Annotated in this window: 25 protein-coding genes; 16 read left to right on the top strand and 9 right to left on the bottom strand. The window is 60.2% G+C overall.

Translation table 11 applies throughout. From position 1 onward, the window contains the following. Nucleotides 1-36: 36 nt before the first annotated feature. Nucleotides 37-1,452: a phosphomethylpyrimidine synthase ThiC gene (thiC, locus tag NO978_RS04630; protein WP_257298356.1), complete on the bottom strand. Its 1,416-nt coding sequence runs from the start codon at nucleotides 1,450-1,452 to the stop codon at nucleotides 37-39. Between the two features lie 76 nt (nucleotides 1,453-1,528). Here thiC and NO978_RS04635 point away from each other — a divergent pair, with 76 nt between their 5' ends. Both NO978_RS04635 and NO978_RS04640 read left to right on the top strand, forming a co-directional pair. Then, nucleotides 1,529-1,984: a GNAT family N-acetyltransferase gene (locus NO978_RS04635; RefSeq protein WP_257298357.1), complete on the top strand. Its 456-nt coding sequence runs from the start codon at nucleotides 1,529-1,531 to the stop codon at nucleotides 1,982-1,984. A gap of 162 nt (nucleotides 1,985-2,146) precedes the next feature. Continuing rightward, entirely contained in the window at nucleotides 2,147-3,046 is a 900-nt protein-coding gene (locus NO978_RS04640; RefSeq protein WP_257298359.1) for a PhzF family phenazine biosynthesis protein, read from the top strand. Here NO978_RS04640 and NO978_RS04645 read toward each other — a convergent pair. Further along, nucleotides 3,043-3,813 (bottom strand): hypothetical protein, encoded by a 771-nt coding sequence (locus tag NO978_RS04645; protein WP_257298360.1) that lies wholly within the window; start codon nucleotides 3,811-3,813, stop codon nucleotides 3,043-3,045. The two genes, NO978_RS04640 and NO978_RS04645, sit on opposite strands and share 4 nt — an antisense overlap. Before the next feature lie 107 nt (nucleotides 3,814-3,920). Between NO978_RS04645 and NO978_RS04650 the strand changes: the two genes are divergently transcribed. Both NO978_RS04650 and NO978_RS04655 read left to right on the top strand, forming a co-directional pair. Continuing rightward, the gene (locus tag NO978_RS04650) at nucleotides 3,921-4,415 is read left to right on the top strand and encodes a CinA family protein (RefSeq protein WP_257298361.1); all 495 of its coding nucleotides are present in this window, start codon (nucleotides 3,921-3,923) and stop codon (nucleotides 4,413-4,415) included. Further along, on the top strand, nucleotides 4,412-4,912 hold the full coding sequence (locus tag NO978_RS04655) for a metal-dependent hydrolase (RefSeq protein WP_257298362.1): 501 nt from the start codon (nucleotides 4,412-4,414) through the stop codon (nucleotides 4,910-4,912). The genes NO978_RS04650 and NO978_RS04655 overlap by 4 nt, the downstream gene beginning before the upstream one ends. Before the next feature lie 11 nt (nucleotides 4,913-4,923). Here NO978_RS04655 and NO978_RS04660 read toward each other — a convergent pair whose 3' ends face one another. Further along, the gene (locus tag NO978_RS04660; protein WP_257298645.1) at nucleotides 4,924-5,658 is read right to left on the bottom strand and encodes a PHP-associated domain-containing protein; all 735 of its coding nucleotides are present in this window, start codon (nucleotides 5,656-5,658) and stop codon (nucleotides 4,924-4,926) included. A gap of 221 nt (nucleotides 5,659-5,879) precedes the next feature. On the opposite strand from NO978_RS04660, the gene NO978_RS04665 reads away from it, so the two are divergent. From NO978_RS04665 to NO978_RS04680, 4 genes are all read left to right on the top strand, one after another. Beyond that, the gene (locus NO978_RS04665) at nucleotides 5,880-6,842 is read left to right on the top strand and encodes a phytoene/squalene synthase family protein (protein ID WP_257298363.1); all 963 of its coding nucleotides are present in this window, start codon (nucleotides 5,880-5,882) and stop codon (nucleotides 6,840-6,842) included. A gap of 43 nt (nucleotides 6,843-6,885) precedes the next feature. Next, on the top strand, nucleotides 6,886-7,092 hold the full coding sequence (locus NO978_RS04670) for an HVO_0649 family zinc finger protein (protein ID WP_257298364.1): 207 nt from the start codon (nucleotides 6,886-6,888) through the stop codon (nucleotides 7,090-7,092). A gap of 154 nt (nucleotides 7,093-7,246) precedes the next feature. Continuing rightward, entirely contained in the window at nucleotides 7,247-8,263 is a 1,017-nt protein-coding gene (locus NO978_RS04675; RefSeq protein WP_257298366.1) for a site-specific integrase, read from the top strand. A 185-nt stretch (nucleotides 8,264-8,448) separates the two neighbouring features. Next, nucleotides 8,449-8,670, top strand: a complete 222-nt coding sequence (locus NO978_RS04680) for a hypothetical protein (protein WP_257298367.1) — start codon at nucleotides 8,449-8,451, stop codon at nucleotides 8,668-8,670. Here the strand turns inward: NO978_RS04680 and NO978_RS04685 are convergent, their stop codons facing one another. Next, entirely contained in the window at nucleotides 8,671-9,423 is a 753-nt protein-coding gene (locus NO978_RS04685) for a DUF429 domain-containing protein (protein WP_257298368.1), read from the bottom strand. It abuts the gene before it with no gap. Nucleotides 9,424-9,539: 116 nt separating this feature from the next. On the opposite strand from NO978_RS04685, the gene NO978_RS04690 reads away from it, so the two are divergent. The 3 genes from NO978_RS04690 (at nucleotide 9,540) to NO978_RS04700 (ending at nucleotide 11,323) form a co-directional block, all read left to right on the top strand. Beyond that, nucleotides 9,540-9,674, top strand: a complete 135-nt coding sequence (locus NO978_RS04690; RefSeq protein WP_257298369.1) for a hypothetical protein — start codon at nucleotides 9,540-9,542, stop codon at nucleotides 9,672-9,674. 103 nt (nucleotides 9,675-9,777) lie between these two features. After that, nucleotides 9,778-10,881 carry a type I restriction enzyme HsdR N-terminal domain-containing protein gene (locus tag NO978_RS04695; protein ID WP_257298370.1) on the top strand — a complete coding sequence of 368 codons (1,104 nt, stop codon included), beginning with the start codon at nucleotides 9,778-9,780 and terminating at the stop codon, nucleotides 10,879-10,881. Nucleotides 10,882-10,939: 58 nt separating this feature from the next. Further along, entirely contained in the window at nucleotides 10,940-11,323 is a 384-nt protein-coding gene (locus NO978_RS04700; RefSeq protein WP_257298371.1) for a hypothetical protein, read from the top strand. Between the two features lie 870 nt (nucleotides 11,324-12,193). Here NO978_RS04700 and NO978_RS04705 read toward each other — a convergent pair. Continuing rightward, complete coding sequence (locus tag NO978_RS04705; RefSeq protein WP_257298372.1) at nucleotides 12,194-14,104, bottom strand: helix-turn-helix domain-containing protein; 1,911 nt, start codon at nucleotides 14,102-14,104, stop codon at nucleotides 12,194-12,196. A gap of 415 nt (nucleotides 14,105-14,519) precedes the next feature. On the opposite strand from NO978_RS04705, the gene NO978_RS04710 reads away from it, so the two are divergent. Continuing rightward, nucleotides 14,520-15,428 carry a type II restriction endonuclease gene (locus NO978_RS04710; protein ID WP_257298373.1) on the top strand — a complete coding sequence of 303 codons (909 nt, stop codon included), beginning with the start codon at nucleotides 14,520-14,522 and terminating at the stop codon, nucleotides 15,426-15,428. Between the two features lie 2 nt (nucleotides 15,429-15,430). On the opposite strand, the gene NO978_RS04715 is transcribed toward NO978_RS04710, so the two are convergent. Together NO978_RS04715 and NO978_RS04720 are read right to left on the bottom strand one after the other, a co-directional pair. Then, nucleotides 15,431-16,051 (bottom strand): hypothetical protein, encoded by a 621-nt coding sequence (locus NO978_RS04715; RefSeq protein ID WP_257298374.1) that lies wholly within the window; start codon nucleotides 16,049-16,051, stop codon nucleotides 15,431-15,433. Nucleotides 16,052-16,136: 85 nt separating this feature from the next. Further along, nucleotides 16,137-17,057: a Dam family site-specific DNA-(adenine-N6)-methyltransferase gene (locus tag NO978_RS04720; RefSeq protein ID WP_257298375.1), complete on the bottom strand. Its 921-nt coding sequence runs from the start codon at nucleotides 17,055-17,057 to the stop codon at nucleotides 16,137-16,139. Nucleotides 17,058-17,166: 109 nt separating this feature from the next. On the opposite strand from NO978_RS04720, the gene NO978_RS04725 reads away from it, so the two are divergent. Then, entirely contained in the window at nucleotides 17,167-17,403 is a 237-nt protein-coding gene (locus NO978_RS04725; protein ID WP_257298376.1) for a transcriptional regulator, read from the top strand. A 25-nt stretch (nucleotides 17,404-17,428) separates the two neighbouring features. Here the strand turns inward: NO978_RS04725 and NO978_RS04730 are convergent, their stop codons facing one another. Both NO978_RS04730 and NO978_RS04735 read right to left on the bottom strand, forming a co-directional pair. Beyond that, complete coding sequence (locus NO978_RS04730) at nucleotides 17,429-17,887, bottom strand: SWIM zinc finger family protein (protein WP_257298377.1); 459 nt, start codon at nucleotides 17,885-17,887, stop codon at nucleotides 17,429-17,431. 301 nt (nucleotides 17,888-18,188) lie between these two features. Then, entirely contained in the window at nucleotides 18,189-18,791 is a 603-nt protein-coding gene (locus NO978_RS04735; RefSeq protein WP_257298378.1) for a hypothetical protein, read from the bottom strand. Between the two features lie 453 nt (nucleotides 18,792-19,244). Between NO978_RS04735 and NO978_RS04740 the strand changes: the two genes are divergently transcribed. The 3 genes from NO978_RS04740 to NO978_RS04750 all read left to right on the top strand — a co-directional run bounded on the left by NO978_RS04740 (nucleotide 19,245) and on the right by NO978_RS04750 (nucleotide 23,206). Further along, the gene (locus NO978_RS04740; RefSeq protein WP_257298379.1) at nucleotides 19,245-20,147 is read left to right on the top strand and encodes a DUF6293 family protein; all 903 of its coding nucleotides are present in this window, start codon (nucleotides 19,245-19,247) and stop codon (nucleotides 20,145-20,147) included. A gap of 47 nt (nucleotides 20,148-20,194) precedes the next feature. Continuing rightward, nucleotides 20,195-20,344: a hypothetical protein gene (locus NO978_RS04745; RefSeq protein ID WP_257298380.1), complete on the top strand. Its 150-nt coding sequence runs from the start codon at nucleotides 20,195-20,197 to the stop codon at nucleotides 20,342-20,344. A gap of 237 nt (nucleotides 20,345-20,581) precedes the next feature. Then, nucleotides 20,582-23,206: a valine--tRNA ligase gene (locus NO978_RS04750; RefSeq protein WP_257298381.1), complete on the top strand. Its 2,625-nt coding sequence runs from the start codon at nucleotides 20,582-20,584 to the stop codon at nucleotides 23,204-23,206.

Genomic DNA, 23,206 nt, shown 5'->3' on the forward strand with positions numbered 1-23,206 from the left:
CTGTGGCGAAGGGATTTTCGAGAAGAACTCTGACAGTTAGTCGTCGCCGGTCGCGCGCTCGACGATACGGTCGGCCGCCGCGCTCGCGTCGTGCGTGCCCACTGGTGGGCGGTTCACCTCGGCAGCCCTGCTCTCGTCGAGGTCCGGAATGTCGACGTCGCGCTCGCGCTCGCTGCCGTCGCGGGCGTCCTGGTCGATGCGCATCGAGCAGAACTCCGCGCCGCACATCGAGCAGAACCGGGCGTCCTTGTAGTTGTCACCCGGGAGGCTCTGGTCGTGGAACTCCCGGGCGCGCTCGGGGTCGAGCGCGAGGTCGAACTGCTCGCGCCAGTCGAACTCGTAGCGGGCCGACGAGAGGGCGTCGTCCCAGTCCCGTGCGCCGGGGTGGTCGTTCGCGATGTCGGCGGAGTGGGCGGCGATGCGGTACGCCGCCAGCCCATCTTTCACGTCCTCCTCCTCGGGCAGGCCGAGGTGCTCCTTCGGGGTGACGTAGCAGAGCATCGCGGCCCCCGCCTCTGCGGCCATCGCCGCTCCGATGGCGCTCGTGATGTGGTCGTAGCCCGGCGCGATGTCGGTGACGAGCGGGCCGAGTACGTAGAACGGTGCGCCGTCGCAGACCTCCTGCTGGCGCTCGACGTTCTCGGCAACCTTGTGCATCGGCACGTGGCCCGGTCCCTCCACCATCACCTGCACGTCATGGTCCCAGGCGACGCTGGTCAGCTCCCCGAGGGTGTCGAGCTCGGCGTACTGCGCCTCGTCGCAGGCGTCGGCGACCGAGCCGGGTCGGAGGCTGTCCCCGAGGCTGAACGTCACGTCGTGCTCGGCGAATATCTCGCAGATCTCCTCGAAGTGCGTAAAGAGCGGGTTCTGTTCGCCGTTTGCCTCCATCCACGACGCCAGGATGGAGCCGCCACGAGAGACGATGCCCGTCACGCGCCCGTCGGTCAGCGGGAGGTGCTCCATCAGGATGCCGGCGTGGATGGTCATGTAGTCGACGCCCTGCTCCGCCTGCTTCTCGATGACCGAGAGCAGTATCTCGGGCGTGATGTCCTCGGGCGAGCCCGCCTGCTTCAGCGCCTCGTACAGGGGGACAGTCCCGATGGGCACCGGCGAGCGCTCGACGTTGTCCTCGCGGATGCGGTCGAGGTCCTCGCCGGTCGAGAGGTCCATCACCGTGTCCGCGCCGTGGCTCACCGCGACGTGGAGCTTGCGGCGCTCCTCCTCGATACTGCTCGTGGTGTCGCTGTTGCCGATGTTCGCGTTGACCTTCGTCGAGAAGTCGCGGCCGATAATCATCGGGTCCAGCGACTCGTGGTGGACGTTCGCCGGAATCACCGCCTGCCCGTCTGCGACCTGCTGGCGGACGAACTCCGGCTCGACGCCCTCTCGCTCGGCCACGCGCTGCATGGCCGGTGTGACGACTCCGTTCCGGGCTTTCCGTATCTGCGTCATCGACTACTAGGTAATACTACTAGATTATAACTCTGTGGTCCGACAGCGTTTTCGCCCGACCGGGCGGACCGGCAGTATGGACGACGGCGATGAGCTTCCGACGTACGAGCTCCACGAGGACCCACCCTCCCCCGAACGGTTCGTCGAACTCCGCGACGCGGCCGGGATGAGCACACGCACCATCGAGGCCGCCCGCGAGGGGGTGCCGAACAGCTACTACGTGGTGACGGCCGTCGCGTTCGACGAGGTGGACGGCGGTGATACCGACGGGACCGTCGTCGGGATCGGCCGGGTCGTCGGCGACGGCGGCACGGTCTTCCAGCTCACCGACATCGTGGTCCACCCCGACCACCAGGGTCGGGGTCTCGGGACCGAGATCACCGACGCGCTCGTCACGCATCTCCGCGAGACTGCGCCCGAATCGGCCTACGTGAACCTCCTGGCGGACGTGGAAGAGTTCTACGAGCGCTGGGGCTTCGAGTACACGGCACCCGATTCGCAGGGGATGTTCGTCCGTCTCGGCGAGGAGTGACAGCGGGCACGGTCACAGGTACTGTAAACTCTTGACCGGGGTTCGAGTCTGCGAGCGAGCCAGCACCCCCGGCCGGGCTGCTCTCACCGGCTGCACCCCCGGCAATTCGACGGCACTCACGACGACGCCACTTTCATACCTGCCCCGGCCGTCGTCGCGGGCATGGACACCTATCGCGCGTTGCAGGTCGACGCGTTCACCGACGAGCCGCTCTCGGGCAACCCGGCGGGGGTCATCCCGGATGCGGACGGGCTGGAACCAGAGCGCATGCAGGCGGTCGCGGCGGAGCTTTCGGTCTCCGAGACGGCGTTCGTCCACCCGAGCGGGAGCGCCGACTTCAGGCTGCGGTACTTCACGCCGACGACCGAGGTCGACCTCTGCGGGCACGCGACCGTGGCGACGTTCGGCCACCTGTCCGAGGACGGCGTCGTCGAGCCGGGCACGTACGCCGTCGAGACGAACGTGGGCGTGCTCGACGTCACCGTCGAAGACGACGGGACGGTGTGGCTGGACCAGGACACGCCGACTGTCGTGGAGGTCGAGCTGTCCTACGACCGGGTGGCGGACGCGCTCGGCATCGACGTGGCGACGCTGCAGGACGTCGGCGCGGACCTCCCGCTGGCCATCGCCGAGGCCGGCGTGCGCTACCTCGTCGTCCCTGTCAACTTCCTCGAGCATCTGGGCGACGTCGACCCGGACCTCGGCGCGGTCGAGGAGCTGACCGAGGAGGTCGACGCGACGGGGCTGTACGCGTTCACATTCGACGCCGTCGGCGCCGAGTCACAGCTCCACGCGCGGATGTTCGCACCCGGTGCAGGCATCCCGGAGGACCCGGTCTGTGGCACCGGTGCGGGCGCGGTGACGGCGTACCTCGACCACTACGGCGCGTTCGCCGACGAGTTCCCGGACGAGGTCGTGATAGAACAGGGCCACTTCGTCGACCGCCCGGGACAGGTTCGCGCCCGCACCGCACCGTTGCGCGTGGGCGGCCGGAGCGTCACCGCGCTCGACGGATCGCTGGTCGTCCCCGAGGCGGACGAGGACGAGATACTCGAAGCCTAAGGTAGCGGGTCGTCGTCGTCCGACTGTTGCTTCCGCCGGGACCGCTTCTCCCCGTCGCTGGAGACGGCGTCGGTCGCGCGCTCGCTGCGCCCGTCATCGTCCGAGTCGCCGTCGTCGCTGTCGGTGGAGCCGCTTCCGCCGGACCGGCCGGACGACCGCGAGCGCTCCGACCGGCTGGACCGGTCGCTCCCGGACCGACTGGACGACCGGCGGCTCCCCGAGCCGCTGTCAGCGGCATCAGCAGCGCTGCCGCCGCCCGAGCTCCCGTCCGAACTTGACGTGCTCCTGTTCGAGCGACTCGTCGAGGTGCTGGTCGCCCCGCTGCTCGTCGAGACGCTCGTTCCGGCCGATGGCGCGGTGTCGTCCGACTCGACCTCGCGTTCGAGGTCCCGGATGTCCGTTCGCAGGTCCTTCTCGACGCTCGAGATCTGGTCGTTCACCACGTCGAGCACCTCGCTCTTGAGCTGTGTGTCGTTCGAGCCGTCGTCCTCCGCTGCGATGGCACGCGCCATCGTCCGCGTCAGTGCGATGGACTTGCCGATCTGCCAGACGGCGATGCCGACGACCGACAGCACGACGGTGATGACGGGATCCGCCGCCGCGATAGCGGGGTCGAACTCCGCCGGGAAGTCGTTGACCAGGATGGAGATCGTCTCGCCGAGACCCAGATAAACGCCGAGCCCCACGAGCGCCATCCCGACCCCGAACGACAGCCACGAGAGCAGTCGGTAGTAGCCGACCAGCTTGAACGTCTGCTTGGCATCCATGGCCGAAGGGTCACCACGACGGACCATAACGGCTACGGCTGTCCGACCCGGAAGCTGGCCGTCGGTTAGCCCCACGATTCAAATCAGTCGAGGGCGTGGGTCCGGACATGACGACACAGGTGGACCGACTCGGCGACGAGCTCCGCGACCGCGGGGAGACGCTCTCGGTGGCGGAGTCGTGTACGGGCGGACTGCTCGGGGCGCGAATCACGGCGGTCCCCGGCGCGTCCGACTACTTCGACCGTGGGCTCGTAACCTACGCCTACGGCGCGAAGGAGCAGCTCCTCGGCGTCGACCGCGAGGCGCTCGACGAACACGGCGCGGTCTCCGAGCCCGTCGCCCGGCAGATGGCACGCGGCGTGCGCGACACTGCGGACGTGACCTGGGGCGTCGCGACGACGGGCATCGCCGGCCCGTCCGGCGGCACCGAGGAGACGCCGGTCGGGACGGTGTACGTCGGCGTCGCCTACGCTGGCCCGTGGGGGAGCGGGTCCTCCTACGCGACCGTCGAGCGCTACGAGTTCGACGGCGACCGTGACGCCGTGCGCGAGCGGACCGTCGACCGGGCGCTCGACGACCTGCTGGCGGAGGTGACGCGATGAACAAGAAGGGACACGTGATGAACGGCGTGCTGCTCTCTATCGGTCTCGGCTACATCCTCGAACCGTCCGGCACCGAGGCGACGTTCGTCACGATTCTGGAGGTCGGCCTCCCCGTCACCCTCGGCGCGCTGTTCCCGGACGTCGACACCGAGTTCGGCAAGCACCGGAAGACGCTGCACAACCTGCCCGTCCTCGGGCTGTTCGTCGCGTTTCCCTACGTGTTCGGCAACCTGGAGTTCGTCTGGATCGGCGTCCTCACTCACTACGTGCTCGACATCATGGGGAGCAAACGTGGTATCGCACTGTTCTATCCGTACCCGGAGGAGTACGGCCTGCCCATCGGCGTCGCGGTCAAGAGCAAGCACGCCGACCTGATGACGGTCGTCATCACCGGCTTCGAGCTGCTCGTCGTCGGCGTCATCGTGTTCTACACGCCCTGGGACACGCTCGAACTCGGCGGTAGTATCCAGCAGAGCATCCAGGCGCTGGGCGTGTAGGGCGGCGCGAATCAGTAGACTGCGACGTCGTCGAACCGGCCCTCGTAGGCGATGTGCCGCGGATGGGTCGGCTCGGTCCCCTGGAGGAACAGCCGGTCGATCTTCGACCACGAGTTCTCGTAGCCGAGGTGTGCGAACTCCGCGAGACGGCGGAGCTGGTGGCGGACGCCCGTCCGCCGGCCGACGGTCCGCGGGGCCCCATCACGGAGCGCGTCGACGAGGTCCTCTGGCCGCTCGACCTGCCGCTCGAAGCGGGTCCACACCTCGCCGACGCTTGACCGCAGGTGGGCGTACGACGAGCCGAACGGCGGCCAGCGACCCTCCTCGACGATACGGCGCGCCCGTCGCCCGGCGCGGGCGAGTAGCTTCGGGTTGTACGCCTCGACGCCGTGGATGCGGTCGCCGTAGGCCGCCAGGTCGGCGCTGGTCAGGCTGACGTTCAGGAAGCCGGGGTGCGGTGCGAGGACGACCGCGTCCTGTCGCTGGAGCTCGCGCATCGCGCCCTCCAGTGTGATGAAGTCGGGGATCGGTTCGTCGAGGCCGACCGCGAGCACGTGCTTGCGGGCGTGCCAGCTCCCCGTGAACAGCTCTCGCCCCGGCACCACCAGCAGCTCGTCGTCGCTGTAGGTAGCGGCCCGCTCGCGTATCTCGGGCAGCCTGACGAAGTGCGGTGCGTACACGAGCGCGTCCAGCCCGGCTGCCTTCGCGCGCTCGACGACCGCTTCGTCGAGCACCTTCACGTGCATATCGACGCGGAAGCCCTCGCTGTCGCTCACACTACCGCGTTTCCGCACGCCGAATTTATCCGTTGCGCTTTCGGGATATGGGGTCACCGGGAGGTCGGAATCCCCGGCAGTGGTTCGGGGTGTCGGCAGTGCCCAACTGGTTTTGCACGGCACCTATTTTTATATGGAGCGTGTACTCTGATACGAGTAGCCCTCGCAGCCCTCACACACCGGACACTACTATGAAGAAGGACCAGGTCAAGGCAGGCAAGTCGATCCAGCAGCAGACGGGGCGAACGTTCCATCTAGCGACGCGGCTCCTCCCGAAACGCATCAGACACGCGACGTACGTGCTGTACGGGTTCTTCCGTATCGCCGACGAGATCGTCGACGACCCCGACGGTCCCGACCCCGACGAGCAGGCCGAACAGCTCGCCGACCTGCGCGCGGAGGCCCTCGGCGAGCAGCCGACCGACGAGCCGGTCCTCGCCGCCTTCGTCGACCTCTGTGACGAGCACGACATCGACGACGAGTGGGTCGTTGAGTTCCTCGACGCGATGGAGAGCGACATCGACACCGACCGCTACGAGACCTACGAGGACCTCGAAGAGTACATGCGCGGCTCCGCCGCCGCCGTCGGCGTCATGATGACCGACATCATGGACCTGGACGACGACGAGTACGAGCGGGCGCTGCCCCACGCCATCAAGCTCGGCGAGGCGTTCCAGCTGACCAACTTCATCCGCGATGTCCGCGAGGACGTCGTCGACCGCGACCGCGTCTACCTGCCCATCGAGACGCTCGAAGGCCACGACGTCGACCGCGACCAGGTCATCCGCCTGGAGACGAGCGAGGAGTTCCGCGCTGCCGTCGAGGAGGAGCTGCACCGCACCGAGGAGCTGTACCGGGAGGGCGTCGCAGGCATCCGGTTCCTGCCCGAGGACTGCCAGTTCGCCGTGCTGCTCGCGGCCGTGCTGTACGCCGAACACCACCGCGAGATACGTGCGGTCGACCTCGACGTCATCACTCACGAGCCGAGCCTCTCGACGGCCCGCAAGCTCCTGCTCGTCGCGAAGACCCGCTGGCACTGGCTCTGGAACAAGGACCCCGAGGCGGTCTTCCACCGCGTGAGCGCGGTGCCGGCCGGCGAGGCCAACCACCACGAGCACGGCAGTAGTTGGATGCGCTGGCTGCCGACGCGCTGAACGGGAGGCAGGATTTATAGCTCGCCGCGCCGTGTGGTATCGTATGGCACACAAGCGTGGGAGTGGCTCGACCCCGCTCGACCGGCTGACGTCCCACTACGACGACGTGGACCTCACGTGTCCGAGCTGCGGCTACGAGGACGACGATGGCGGCTGGAAGGCAGAGACGAACGGCGACACCGTGCTCTACCGCCACATCTGTCCGAGCTGTGGGTCGATCCGGAAGCGGACGCTGAAGCTGGGGTCGTAGTGGGCGTCCCGGGGGCGAGGCCGGAGTACAACCCTTTTGAGCACGTCGGGCGAACCCACGTGCATGCAGACCCACATCGTCCCGGTCGGCTTCGACTACGACCGGCTCATCGCGCCGCTCGTGGCCTCTGTCGGGCTTTCGGAGATGTTCACCAATGCCCGAAACTACGCTCGAACCCATCGCTCCGGACGAGGCCGTTCGCCTCTACCTGCGTGACCGTCAGAACGAATTAGCCGACGCGACCATTGACTCCTACCGGTACAAACTCGAAAAGTTCGTAGAGTGGTGCGAGGCGGAAGACGTAGAGAACCTGAACTCGCTCTCGGGACGTGACCTACTTCGGTTCAAGCAGTACCGCGCTCAAGACCTGAACAGCGTCTCGCTCAAGGGCCAACTCGACGCCTTGAGAGCGTTCGTAAAATGGTGCGAAGCCATCGGTGGCGTCGAGCAAGACCTTCACAACAAGGTTCTCTCACCTTCCCTGAACGATGGCGACCGGGAGCGCGATGTGTTGCTCGACGCCGACGCCGCGACGGACATACTTGACCACCTCGCCCGATTCGAGTATGCGTCCCTTCAGCACGCGCTCTTGACCCTACTGTGGCGCTGTGGGGCGCGGTCGGGGACTGTCCGGTCGTTCGACGTGCGAGACTACGACCGAGAGAACCAGTGGCTCCAAGCAAAGCACCGACCCGAGACGCCCCTGAAGAACAAGGAGAAGGGCGAGCGGCTAATCGCCTTGAGTTCCGACGTGTGCCAAGTCCTGAACGACTACATCGACCACAACCGCGAGGATGTGACCGATGAACGGGGACGGAAGCCACTACTGACCACGCAGTTCGGGCGCGTCTCAAAATCGACCATTCGGGAAACCTGCTACCGATGGACGCACCCCTGTCAGTACAACGGCGGGCATTGTCCCCACGGTCGGGACACCGACACCTGTCAAGCACTGAACCCACCGGAAAAAGCCCCGTCAGTCTGTCCCTCGTCACGAAGTCCCCACGCGTGGCGACGTGGTGCGATTACCCACCACTTGACCGAGGATGTTCCGGTGGACGTGGTGTCCGACAGGATGAACGTCTCTCGTGAGGTACTTGAAGCCCACTACGACAGGCGGGACGAAGAGGTGAAGGTGGAACAACGTCGTGGGTACCTCGAAGGAGTGTGACAGACTCATGCCCTTTGCCCGTCGCGTAGACGCGACCTGCCCGCGCTGTGGCGACGACAGCGATGTGTGGATGTTCGAGAAGGAAGAGCCGACCATCACCAAGGAACACTATACCTGCGAGTCCTGCGGGTGCGAGTGGACGGAGAGAAGACAGGACTAACTCGCCCCCATCACTCTTTTACAGTATGCAACGGTTCTCCGAGGGCGACCGTGTTCGCGTGGACATTCCCGACGAGACAGACCCCGACCATGAGCGCTATCACGGGGAACACGGGACGGTCGTTACCATCCTCGAAGACGACGCCGGTCGGGCTACCGGGGACAAGCGCGATTCACTGCTATTCCGTGTCAAACTCGAAGAGGGTAGCGTCGAAGACTTTCGCTGGCGGGACTTGAGGCCGCCTTGATTATTCTCTTGGAGACGGAGACACAATCTCAATGGGAAGCGGTTTCTCCTTCGTGGAGTCGCTTTCTGGTTCGTCCGGGAGTGTGCGTAAGTTTGCTTCGTCCATCCGGGCTGTGTGAGCCAACACGAGAGCATCCAAAATATCGTCTTTCGCGTTCTTGCTCATTCGCCGCGCCCACGAGGGATGGTCAATGAACGTCTTTACAGCGTTCCTATAGACCGTTTCCAATGATTCGTCTTCACCGGAAAGTATCTGTTTTCGGCTTGCAAGACCGCCGTCTGAACTCTTTCCCTGTTCTAACGGCTTGCCGTCGTTGAGAGCCGCAAAGCAAATTTCCGGGTGCGATTCTCGGAGAATACCTATCGCTTCAGGATTCTGGTCAAGGAACTCGTCTACCTCACGAATACGGAGCGCAATCGACCACGCTTGGTTGGTGACGCTGAAGCCGTACTGTTCATTGATTTCTTTCGCCTTCTCCAACGTCTTGGCGTAGACCGCTTTCCTGACCGGTGTCGGGAAGAGGCTATTCTGCCGGTGGGGCTTCAACCGTTCTTTGGCTTCCACGTCGCAGGTGCGCTTGCCAGCGTCTTTCAGCCCAATCGGTATGTCAATGAGAATTCGTTCTGCGTCTTCGTGGTTCTTCCAAACGCTCTGAATCGACGGGTAGAGGTCTGCTTGCGGAGCGTTCCCATCCTCTAACGTAACTCCGAACCATCCTTTCTTTGCCCAATCAAGTCCAATATATTCTGCCATACTGCACTTTTTCAGAGGCTTGGTAAATAATCACGGCGTGACTTGCGTCCACCGTGACCGTAATCAGCCGCTCAACCAGCGAAAGAAGTTCACGTCTCGCGGCTGATATTACTGGTATGAGCGACGAACGGAACCAGAACGAAATTCGCATACCCGCCGACGAAGAGGAAGTAATCGACATGGCTGGCGCGGAAACAGACGAGGAAAAGAATCTCGCGGTTGCACAGGCTCGTCTGATTGGCGACCTGTAGAGATTCCCGCGACAGAACTTGCGACGGTAGCCTTCTACATGCCGAATCCCCGAGATTCGTTCGCAGGGTTTGATAAGCCGTCGCTGTGATGTGACAGAACAGTATGGATAGGGACGCTGTTGGCGAGTATGTCGAACAATCTGACGCCGTTCTCGACTCTTCTCCGCAAATGGACGAAGCGAACACCAAAGCGGCCATCTTACAGAGCCATAGCGGTATCAGTTTTCTCGAACTGTTAAATTGGGAGATTCCTACCAATACGCAACTCGAATACTCGGTCGAGGCGTTCGGACAGACCTACAAGGTGGACTATGCCCTGATTCTCGATGGAACACCGGTCGCGTTTCTTGAAGCCAAAGGCGCGGACACAGCCCTGACCGACGACCACGAAGAACAGTTGTCGTCCTATATGATGAATCGGAACGTGAACTACGGGATTCTGACGAATGGGAAACAATACCGCTTCTTTCAGCGCCGTGTGGACGCGTCTAACGTGAATGTTCAAAAGGTCGGTGACGTAGCCCTCGAAGACCTACCCAACCGTATTAGACTGCTTAAAGCCTACACGGAGGGAGATATTGAGACGGGTAGGTCAAAAGATTTCTTTGAACGAATTAGTGAACTCCGTGAAGCCCGGCAAATCCTCAAAGACAATAAGGAAAATTTGGCCGTTAAACTCTCGGACGTACTGGCCGAAGAAGTCTCGGATAACCTCACCTCGCTTGCGGAAACCCAATCCAAGGAAATGATTGACCGGCTCGTCGCAGATATTGAGTCCGAGATTGACGCCGACGGGAAGAAGTCGGAGCGAGAAATCACTGATTCGCTCGATGAAACGCCCGGAAAGGTGGAGGGTTCAGACGTAGACGGAGAGTATGTTATCGAAATACAGGAAGACAATAGTACCCTCGTTGTCCTTGATGGTGACAACCAGAGCGATGTAATGGCTGACGCTGTAGACTATCTTATTCAGAACCATGACCTGATTTCCCGTATCGAACCACTGCCGTATGTCCCCGGAAATAAAAACGCCCTAATCAATGACCAGCCAGTTCATCCCGACGATGAACGCGATATGAGAACGTATCGTGAGTTGACGAACGGCTACTATCTGTTCACGAGTTTCAATAAGCGGGACAAGAAGCGTCATATCGAACGACTGGCAGACAAATGCGACCTCGCTATTGAGTCAAAAGGCGGCTGGTAGCAGATTCCGAAAACATCGCCACCAAACGAATTACTGGCACGAATCCGTAGTTCCGCCCATGCCATTCCGGCTCTCCGAAGAAGAAATACCGGACGAGCAACCACACCGTAACCGCGAGTTCCTGAAGTGGGCCTATCACGAGCGTGGTCTGTCCCCTCGGACAATTGCGTATGAACTCGGCGTCTCGAAGAGTCGTGTGACGGTGCATATGGAGCGCTTGGGGGTACTCCGACCGTGGCGTCATGAAGATACTCTTCGTCGCCTACACGTCGAGCGAGGCCTGTCAGCGGACAAGATAGCGGCCCGTGACGAGTTCGATTGTAGCCCGACGACCGTCCGAAAATGGCTCGCGGAATATGGACTGACTGACGACGACCCGGACGACATTACCTACGGCAGACTTGACGACCTCGACAGTGAGTCGCCTACGCCGACAGCATAAGAACACTAAAAGAGCCATACCCCGACGACCCCGATACGAGCGCACCCTGACGACGACCGTCACTGGCCTGTTCTCGGCCACCAGTCCATCTCTCTCGCCCTCGGAGTCCGACGCCGACGCATTCCCCACACCGTCAAGGGCGACCGTCACGACCGGCTACGCGACCCGTATGACACCACGAACGCGGCCTACGACCCTGTGAAAATATAATATCTCTATGGAGTGAGGGAGTCGTTCAGAAAGTCGCGGCTATCCCCCACCACCGAAAGTCTCGATAGCGGCCAGCGCCAATAGTGGCATATGCCCTACCCGATGGACACCGTTTTCGAGGGTGTCGAATCCCGTCGTCGTCTCTCGAAGCGCCAAATTGGATATGGCGCTTGGAAAGAGGGCCTGTCTGTCGAACGGGTCGGAGACGGCCTTGTCGTAGACGGTGAGCGATACGAGCCGGTTAGCGAGTAGGGGGGTTCCCCGTCCCCCACCGGGCCAACCCCCGACCCCCCTGTATTCCCCCTTCTCTCTCGCCCCTACCCGGCCCTACGGGGTACCCCACTGACCCCTGCCTCTCTGTGCGCTCTGCTGGTGACTGTATCTGATATGTGAGTGTGTAGCAGGGTGGGCTACGAGTCGGGTGGCCCCACCAGAGACGGCCCCTGTGGCCTGTAGAGAGGGGCTACAACTCTCTCACGCTATCTAAAACGCCTTTAGAGGGCCGTAGAGGGTGGAAATCTCCTGTTTCGGGGGTCATTCCGAAATGGGGAATAACCGCAGAGAGTGCCAAACCACTTCAGGGGGTTCGGGGTTAGAAGTATCAGAATACAAACATTGGAACGACTCTCTTTGTTTTACAAAGGACGATAGTTCCAAGGTTCAGCCCAAGTCCACGAAGCGGTCAGTGGGGGTAGCCGACGCCACCGTGAACACGTCTCGGTTGTAGGAACCAGCCCCTCGGTCAACACTCGCATATCCACGTTCGACCAGCCTCTTCAGCACGTTTGAAGCGTGCTTTCGAGACACGTTGATGTTGTCGCTCACTTCGCGGGCTGTGGTTGCCCCTCGGTCACGAGCGAAGGATACCACGTTACTCTGTTTTTTCGCCAGTATTTCGACTCCTTCGCCGTCGTCGTCAAGTAACAGTGACGGACGAATCACGTTAGTATGGACGTAGACCGTCGCGGAATCGGTCGGGTCGTCCGGGTTTCGTCCCCACCGAGAAGTGGCCTGCTTTACCTCGTCCTGCCTGACACTGGCACAGATTCGTTCTGCTATCCGGGCGTCAGGGCCAGCGAATCCACGTCCTTCCGCCCGTTCCTTTCCGGTATGGTTGCACTCTCGGCACCCGTCTCCCTCACAGTCCGAACACTCGGTGTTCTTCCGGTCAGGGCTGGCCTCAAGCCCGAGTTCAGCGAGCCGGTCAAGCACAGGCCCGTCGCCCATGTCGATACAGCCGACCACCAAGCCAACGTCTTCGTCCCCGAGAACGTTCCTGCTGTTCTGTTCCCCGAAGGTGAGGATAGTCGGCTCATTCACCCCGGCGACTTCCATCATTTGCTTCAGCGTGTCTTCCGCCGCCTTCGAGGTAATCGCGGTAGAGAAGTCACTTCCATGTCGGTCGCGGATTTCTTCGACCAACGCACGCACCTTCTCGGTGTTCTCGATTCCGTGAGTACAGTGGTTTGCGTTCGAGCCGACCTGAACGACGCGCAGTTGCTTCTCACGTCGTCGCCATACCATTCGTTCTGGTGCCGAGAGTAGATGGTTCACGTCGAAGGAGACGCCGGTATTCAGTTCCCACAGCGGTTTCGTCGGGAAAGCGTCCAACCCGAGAATGGTGTGGGCTTGGCTCATGTCGGGGACAACCCGCACGGTCTGAATCGTGTTCTCGTCGTCAAAGACCACTGTTACCTCTTGGTCGGTGTTCAGGTTTGAACCACCGAAGCCTGACGGTGCCTGTGGTGTGTAAGTCGCAGTCCCAACATATCGACCGGTCGACCGTGGTTCGGCCCGGAATATCGCACGGGTAAGTGCCGGTGCCAATGGGTGAGCGTCGTCGTTCGATACGCACCAATCTCTATCTGTCTGATGTGTGAGAGCATTTTGCAACTCTCCCTGAAACGGCTTATCGGCACCCCCCTTCGAGAGTTCCATCAATAGTCCCAAGGTCTGTATCGGAGCCTCACCCTCGTCAAGATACGCCACAACAGCACAGCGGATACGCTCTCGGCTCAATTCGTCCGGCGAGTCTTTGAGGTTGCGCGTGAAGTCCGGCTGTTCGTCAAAGACGGCTACTGTCCCGTTCCGGAGTGGCGGAGCAAACGCGAACTGGTGCGTGGCGTGGATAATATCTACGTCGGCTCTGGTGAGCGGAAGCAAATCGGCCCACTGGATACCGGTCAGCGGTGCCTCGTCTAACAAGTCGTCATTAAGTTCAATCTTCGCCCGGTGAACTGCTTCCGGGTATCTCATGCCGTTGCGTTCACACTGCTGGTGAATCCACTGCCGAAGAGGCTTGCCGCGAATCGAAGGCCAGTCGAAGGCGTCAGAAGCAGGCAACGAAATCTCTTCCCACCCCTGTAGCACTTCAGAGTCTAATCCTGCGTTCTTACTCTTTTTCGCGGCCTCGTCACGGGCGTCTCGTGTCTTGTGGAAATGAACGACTGGCCTCCGATTTGTCAGTGAGGGGTATTCGCCCCACGAGGCCGTCGCTATCGTGTGCGTCTTTCCGAGTGCCGTCGGCACGTCGAAGAGAGTGTTTGAGCGTTCTTGAAGTGCGTCAAGCACCTCGTCTCGGAAGCGTGAGCGATACGTCCAAGTGTTCAGTCCTAACTGTGGCGGTAGGCTCTTACCGTTTGGATTCGTAGTTGCCATTGTTCGGGGGTCTTTCCGACACCCGGCGTCCACCGCAGAAGGAAATCCTGACCAGTTTCCTTCTCATTTCATCCCTTTGGATTACCCTCGGAGTGAGAGCCGAGTATCGTTAGTTCCCATTAGCAGATTCTGCCGTATAAGCCTTCATTCGCCCCATTTCGAGGTTTGGGATGAATCACAGTAGGGCTATTGAGAGCGGATGACCAGCCGAGTCAGAATATCATATTCGTCAGTTGATATTGATGGCCTGTTCAACCAGTTCAGAAACCGAATCCCTTCAACTCGAATGTAATGGACACATTTCTATCTTTTACTCTTCGCTTCTGTTATGCCAATCCGCCAGCATTGTCCCCCGACGGATGAATTTGTAGAGGAGTTTCAGGAAACCATCGTCCCATCTGCTATCCCCTCTTCGGAGTTCATTGATTGGGATGGGGTCGAATCAGAAATTTCCAACTACGAAGTTCAAATTGAGGCGATTCTTGATTTACAAGACGTTAGCGAACAGGAATTTGTAGAGGGGTTGGCTGACGCTTTGATGGACGCTGAAGACACTCGGAAATGGATTGATTTCTATTTTGAACTGCTTGGCGAACGAGGAAACAAGTACAGTGCGCTTGAGGGTGTCTGGAAATTCTACGACATACAGCGAGCAATTGATTCGGGTGACCGGGAAGCCGCCCGCGACATGGCCGATATTCTACAAGAGATTGGTCTTCAGTATGTGGTAGACGAAGCGGATGTTCGTGACCACTACCGTGGTATGCTTGTTGGGATGGAATCTCACGCTCGAAAGAATCGGCAAGGGGAGTGCTTCGAGGATTTAGTGGGGAAGAAAATCAGCGCAATTGCCGACCGACTCACCGACGCCGGATACGACGTTGCGATGGACGATGAATACACGACAGAGTACAACGACGAATCCGGTCAAAAGAAGACCGTCGATTTTGCCCTGTTTGAGAACAACGAACTCCGTCTTGTGGTCGAAGCAAACGCCTACAAGGTCGGGGGAAGCAAACCCTCTGAAATCAGACGGTCGTACAACCACGTCGCACAACGTATGAGGAACGACGATGTTGCATTCGTGTGGATTACTGACGGTCAGGGGTGGGCAAAATCGCTAACGAACGTTCTACGAGAAAGTTATAACGACATAACTGACCTCTACAATCTTAATCAGGCAGATTCGCAACTCCCGGACGACGTAGAGCGCTTCTTTGAGACAAAAGAGGTCTGATTCTACTGATTCGGAATCGCTAATTGAGTTTCGTGAATCGCTCCTATATCCTGCAATTCCAAACTCAATTCTTCGAGTGACTTCCCGTCATAAAGGTCTTCGACCAATTGAATAGTCATGTTTCGGCCCGTATAGTTCCAATATCGAATGTCCTGTTCGATGAAAAGCCAAGGTAGTGGTTTGAGAAGTGCCTCTGGTGTCCGTCCAACGGAAAAATCGAGATTGCCACCATATCTTTCAAGAACGGAACTCGGTGACGCACCCTCATGAATATCTAATACTGCTTCACAAAGGGACTGGAAAGACTCTTTGTCGTCATTCTCACGCTTCCAATAGAGGTCAGAATAGACCTCGCTGTGTGAGGGTGCTGGATTCGCAGATTCATCCCATCCTTCCACGCAGACCTTGAAATCGTATCCCTTGTTGAGCCATGCTGGCCGAATGAGGAAAACCGGCGAGTCATCGTGTAGTTCGTCAACGGTGTAACTGACGTACTGTTCGTCTCTATTTTCGTTAATCGAAAACGTCAGAACAACCCCTACACGCATTCTGTTGAGGGGGTCAGACCACTCGTGCTGGTTGAGCATTGCTTCAACGGGGTCGGGAAAGTCATCGAACCCCATAACGTCCAATTCTCGAATTATTTCGACCACATCGGTCGAAGAAGTAGAGTTAGTAAAAGAGACGATTACAGATATATTGAATGGATTAGAAATCTGCGAGTCCTTGCTGGCCTACATTTCGGCGTTCGTCCGGGGCCACATTAGTAGCGATAATCTCGTCAACCTCGTCACGGTTATCTGCGTCACTATTGATTGCCCGCGTAGCACCTTCCATCTCGACGTAGAATCCGGCTTTGTCGTACATTTCGTACATCACACCGCTGTTGCTCAAGATTACCTGCACGCCAGCCTCATTGAGTTCTTGTGCCAATTCTAATAGACGCTCTTGGTCTTCTTTACCAAAGCCCTCGGCACTGTAGTCAGTGAAGTATGCTGTTGGACTCATTGGTTCATATGGTGGGTCGAAGTACACCAAATCCCCCGGTTCAGCATATTCTGCTATGTAGTCGAAGTCTCGGTTGAATATCTCGGTATCATCGAGAACAGAACTCGCCGCACGAATCTCGTCTTGTCGAACCCAATCCGGATTCGCATACCGCCCGATGGGGACATTGAACCCACCGCTTTGATTTTCTCGGTAGAGTCCATTGTAGCACGTTCGATTCAGATATAGCAACAGAGCGGCCTCTTCGAGTTCATCGAACTCTTCGTCATTCGGGCGGCGGTTGAATAGTTCGCGTTGCTGATAGTAGTAGTTCTTTATTTCCTTCCCCTTTCGATTTGTCTCTGAAAACTCGCGCTCCGGCTTCGGGTCACTTTCAGGGTCGTCAAAGGTCGTGAGGTGATTGATTAGTTCACTTGGTCGGTCACGAACCTGTTCGTAGAAGTTCACGAGACGAGGGTTGGTGTCATTAATTGTGCCATCTTCAGGTTCGAGGTCGAAGAACAGCGCACCACCCCCAAACATGGGTTCATGATAGTGGTTGAACTCCGCAGGGAACCGTGAATACAGTTCATCGAGTAGTTGGCGCTTGCCACCGGCCCATTTCAGTATCGGGGTGACCATCCGTGATACTGTTTAGTTCCGGCTTCGGTTTTAAAGATTGCCGTTCAATGTATATTGAACGGTCGCTATCCATTCAACATTAATAGAATGGGATTACGATTCGCCAGCAGTGCAGAACGACAGAGACGAGGACTCGGGGAAGTTTCGAGAACAGTACCCGACTGAATCGTTCTTGAAGGCTGTAAACGAACTCGATATGGCGACGACCTCGAAGGTCGCGGAGTCTGTCGGTTGTTCATACGATTTAGCCTACCGTCGATTGACCACGATGGCTGACGAAGGCCAAGTGGTGAAATCAGAGGTAGGTGGTTCCTTCGTGTGGTCAGAACCTGAACCGGAGAGATAGTCCGACATTCGGCAGTCTCGATACCTTATTCCCCCTCACCCGGCAGGTCGCGGCGTCCCTCTTTGTAGCAGTCGAAGCACGGGAAGTCGTGGTCGTCGCACCAGCACCCGTCTTCGTCGGTGTCCTTGGTAGCGGACTCTTCGAGGGTGACACCACCGTCGGTCGCGGCGACCTTCGGTGTCTTTTCGACGTGTTCCCCGAGTTGGGCGTCTACCTCGTCGGCGTCAACCCACGCCGGAATCGGTCGCTCGCCCGTAGCGAAGGCGATACGACGGATGTGCTTGCACCGGACTTCCCGGTACTCGTGGTCGGGACAGGTACAGCGTCCCTCGCGGGCGTCAACACGGTACTCTGACCCGCTTTGCGTTGTCACAGAGTACACGTCGCCCCCAAGCGGAAGGACGGTCATGTACTCCGTCAGGGCGCGTGCATCGCGCTGTTCAAGGTCGTTACTCTCATGCCTCTCGGCAGACGTAGTTTGCATTGGTCTTCTCCCACGAAGGCCACTGTCCGGCGTCCCAAGCGCCGGGCTTTCTCGTAGTGAGATTGCCCCAAAGAGACAGTGACTCCGTACAATATAGTAGGTGCCGTATCATTATAATTGTAGGGAATCATAATTCTATAGACAATGCACGAAAGGAATTAGAGACCCCTCACACTGTCATACAGCGCCGCAGAAAGCACGTCAGAAATGACGCCCCAATCCACTCGGTCGGGCTTCGACCGCGCTCACGCACCACCCACGCCGTCTCTCGCCTTGCTGGCGTCTCGCAGAAGTAACGTGATTACGTCTGGTGCTTATCAAACGCCCACAGGGCCATATCTACTTCTCGCGGTGTTATTCCCTCTTGTTGTGCGATATTCCGTACTTGATTCAGGTAGAAGGAGTAAGCACTCGGGTCTGTCCCATAGTCTTGGAAACCATCCATGAACTCGATATACTGGTGATAATTCTGCGGGTTCAGCAGTTGAGGAATGGCGGCTCCGAGGGCACGAAACGCCCGATAGTCCAAAACCGCGTATCGTGTCGGGTCAGCCATTGTCAAGATAGTAGACGCGACAGGGACACGGACGCCTTTCAATTCAGTGAGGGCGTTCACTTTGTCTTCGTCGGCTGAACTCTGAAACGCGACTTTGCTACGCCGCTCTACGAATGTTTGGTTATTCTTTTTCAGGTGATGGTCAATCCGACCGCCTGCTTTCCATCGCCCGATTTGACGGAGTTCCTCACGCAAAATATAGCCACGCTGTTGGAACGCTTGAGATATTGACCCTAATTTCGGGTCTTTTTCCTCTTTCAGATTTCCGGAACTATCTCGATACTGTATCTTCTCGTCGGGTGCAACAGCGTCGTACTTGTTTATCCACTTCGAGAAGTCAAGAGACATGAATAGGCAAACAAATAGCAGGTGTATACCTTTTCGGACTCAACAGAGAGCCGAAACGGTCGCTACCTACCAGTGCAGGAATACGTGACGCTTCGGAACCCGGTTCAACGAAATACACCAACGCATAGACGCACTGCGCGAGAGGGCAGGGCAGACCGAGAAGGATTACGGGGAACTCGGATTCCGTATCCTACGGATTCTCGAACAACTACGGTGAGCGAGCGCAGTTTGCCACGGTACAGACTACGACCTTTGAAATTCTAATCCCTCGAATACGCCACGTACAGCGGTCAAATCTATACAATCCATTCCGAAAGAGGGGAAGACTGAAAGGGCCAAAGCCCCTACGTATGTGTGAAAGCCCACGAGGGCGCGGCGGCAAACATCGGTGATGTGCATAACAACGGTCGCAAGACTGGTGCTTTATTTAAACACCAGCCCGTTGTGCCACGTATGCAGACCCACATCGTCCCGGTCGGGTTCGACTACGACCGGCTCATCGCGCCCCTGGTCCGCGACCAGTTCGACGTGGACCGGGTCATCCTGCTGGAGGGCGCGGTGGGGAGCGAGGCCAACGTCGAGTACTCCCAGAACCTCTCCCAGAAGCTCGAGACCGACTTCCAGAACCTGCTCGGTGCCGAGACGGAGCGCATGGTCGTCGCCGACGTCTACGACTACGACGCCGCGTTCGAGCAGGCGTACGACCTCATCGTCGAGGAGCTCGACCGGGGCAACGAGGTCTGGGTGAACATCGCCGCGATGCCTCGCACCGTCTCCTTCGCGTTCGCGACCGCCGCCCACTCCCTGATGGTCGAGCGCGAGGAGGACCGCGAATCCATCCACACCTACTACACCGCCCCCGAGAAGTACCTTGAGACCGAGCTCGCCGAGGAGCTGCGCAAGCAGCAGGACCTGTTGGGTGACCTCGCCGACGCCGGCCTCGACGACGACCTCCGCGAGCGCGTCGTCACCCGGCTCGACGCCGCCGACGGCCTGCTCAACGAGTTCGACGAGCGCGGCACCACCATCGGTTCGAAGGAGATCGGCGGCAGCCACGTCATCGAGCTGCCGGTCGCGTCGTTCTCCAACGTCAAACCGTTCGAGGAGGTCATCCTGTTCAAGCTCGGGGAGGAGGGCGAGTTCGACTCGGTGTCGGAGCTGGCGGAGGCGCTCTCGCGCGAGCTCAACGAGGAGTACACCGACTCCTTCCGCTCGAAGGTCATCTACAACGTCGACCGGCTGGGACCGGGTGGAAAGGGCTACATCGAGCAGGAGTCGGCGGGGAAGTCGTACCGGACGCGACTGTCGCGCATCGGCGAGCTGTGGGTGCGGGCGCACTCCGACCGCGGCGAGTAGACCGCCGTCGGCCCCAGCTTTCTCTCGTAGTGATGGTCGGGTGAATCGTGGCGGACGCAGTGTTCTCCAGGTGGGACAATCCGAAGTACCGGTGGTACTACGATGCGACGACGTATCCGGTGGTGACGATACTGTTTGTGTTCACGAGGCGCTCAGTTCTCTTGATTCTGGTCGGAATCGCCGTGTCGCTTCTCTGATGGGTCGACGATTCGGCGACGTGACCGACTGACACGCCACCGCTGGCTTTATACCCGAGCACGGACCACCAACTGCCATGGAGCACGCCTCTGTCGCCGTAGTACGTACGTAGGGCCAGACAGCGGTGTGCGTCGTTCTCTCGAAGTCGCACGCGAGGAGCGACGGCACCGTCGACGCGGGACTGCATCGATTGTATTAAACGGCGATTGGACCACTGACAGCACAACGAGTACCACATGCCAGACGGAGACTACAACCCACAGGCGACCGAGGAGAAGTGGCAGGACCGATGGGTCGACGAGGAGACGTACGCGTACGACCCCGAAGACGAGAAACTCGACCCGAACACCGTGTACAGCATCGACACGCCGCCGCCGACGGTCTCGGGCAGTCTGCACATGGGCCACCTGTACGGCCACACGCTGCAGGACTTCGCGGCGCGGTTCCACCGGATGAACGACGGGTCCGTGATGTTCCCGTTCGGCTACGACGACAACGGTATCGCCTCGGAGCGACTCACCGAGAGCGAGCTGGGCATCCGGCATCAGGACTTCGAACGCCGCGAGTTCCAGCAGAAGTGCCGCGAGGTCTGTGCGGAGTACGAGGCCGAGTTCACCCAGAAGATGCAGGACCTCGGGATGAGCACCGACTGGTCTCGCACCTACAAGACCATCGAGCCGCGGGTCCAGCGGGTCTCCCAGCTCTCCTTCATCGACCTCTACGAACAGGGCCGCGAGTACCGGAAGAAGGCACCGGCGATCTGGTGTCCCGAGTGTGAGACGGCCATCTCGCAGGTCGAGCAGGAGGATGCCGAGCGCCACACCCACTTCAACGACATCCGGTTCGACCTGACCGAGCCGACCGAGTCGGGCCGCGAGAGCTTCGTCATCGGGACGACCCGGCCGGAGCTACTGCCCGCGTGCGTCTCGGTCTTCGTCCACCCGGACGACGACGAGAACGCCGAACTGGTCGGCGAGACAGCGGAGATTCCCATCTTCGGCCACGAGGTCCCCATCATCGAGGACGACCGCGTCGACCTGGAGAAGGGCACCGGCGTCGTCATGTGCTGTACGTTCGGCGACCAGAAGGACATCGAGTGGTACCAGGCCCACGACCTCCCGCTGCGCGTCGCCATCGACGAGTCCGCGACGATGACCGACCTCGCTGGCGAGTACGCGGGCCAGAGCACCCACGAGGCTCGCGAGGCCATCGTCGAGGACCTCGACGAACTGGGCTGTCTGGAGGGTCGCGAGGAGCTGACCCACACGGTCCAGGTCCACGAGCGCTGCGAGACCGACGTCGAGTTCCGTGTCTCGAAGCAGTGGTACGTCGAGATCCTCGATCACAAGGACGAGTACCTCGAGGCCGGCGAGCAGATGGACTGGTACCCCGAGAAGATGTACACGCGGTACGAGCACTGGATCGAGGGACTGGAGTGGGACTGGCTCATCTCGCGCCAGCGCGACTCCGGCATCCCGTTCCCGGTCTGGTACTGCGCTGACTGCGGCCAGGAGGTCGTCGCCGACAAGGCCGACCTGCCGGTCGACCCGCTCAGCGACGACCCGCCCGTCGACGCCTGTCCGGAGTGTGGCCACGACGCGTTCGAGCCCGAGGAGGACGTCTTCGACACGTGGGCGACCTCCAGCCTGACGCCGCTGGTCAACGCCGGCTGGGACTGGAGCGAGGAGGAGGGCTTCACGATGGACGAGTCGGAGCTGTACCCGTTCGACCTGCGCCCGCAGGGCCACGACATCATCAGCTTCTGGCTGTTCCACACGGTCGTCAAGTGCTACGAGCACACCGGCGAGGTCCCGTTCGATGCGGTCATGATCAACGGCTGGGTCCTCGACGAGAACCGCGAGAAGATGTCCAAATCCAGGGGGAACGTCGTCGAGCCGTCGGCAGTCGTCGACGACTACCCCATCGACGCCATCCGCTACTGGGCGGCGTCGTCGACGGTGGGCGACGACTTCCCGTTCAAAGACAAGGACATCGTCGCCGGCGAGAAGCTCCTTCGCAAGCTCTGGAACGCCTCCAAGCTCGTCGACCACCTCGCGCCCGACCCCGTCGACGAGCCCGAGTCGTTCGACGACCTCGACGAGTGGCTCCTCGCGGAGATGGACGCGCTCGTCACCGAGCTCACCGCGCACTTCGAGGAGTACGAGTTCTCGAAGGCCCGCGACCGCCTGCGGTCGTTCTTCTGGAACACGTTCTGTGACGACTACCTCGAGATAGCGAAGCAGCGCCTCGACGACGGGGAGAGCGCGTCGACGCGGTACGCGCTCCGGACCGCACACGAGACGTTCCTGCACCTGTTCGCGCCGCTGATACCCCACATCACGGAGGAGCTGTGGCAGGACATGTACGGGGAGACGGCGGACGCCGAAAGCCTCCACCTGCGGTCGTGGCCCGCCCCGCGCGGTTACGAGGCCGACCTCGCCGGTGGCGAGGCCGCGATGACCGTCATCGGCGCGCTCCGGCGCTACAAGTCCACGAACCAGCTACCGCTGAACGAGCCGCTCGACCACGTCGCAGTGTACGGGAACGTCGACGGCTTCACCGACGCCATCGCGGGCGTCATGCACGTCGCGGAGTTCGAGCTGCTCGACGAAGCACCCGAGATAACCACCGAGGTCGCCGACATCAGCCTCGACTACGCCACCCTCGGCCCGAAGTACGGCGGGACGGTCGGCGAGTTCGACGCCGCCATCGAGGCCGGCGAGTACGAGCTCGACGGCGACACGCTCTCGCTGGCCGGCGAGACCCTCGAAGCCGACGAGTTCGAGGTTCGCGAGGAGCGAACCTACTCCGGCGAGGGCGAGATGCTGGAGACCGACGAGGCCATCGTCGTCGTCAACTGA

The organism is Haloarchaeobius sp. FL176, from assembly GCF_024609245.1.
In the GTDB taxonomy this organism is placed as follows: Archaea; Halobacteriota; Halobacteria; order Halobacteriales; family Natrialbaceae; genus Haloarchaeobius.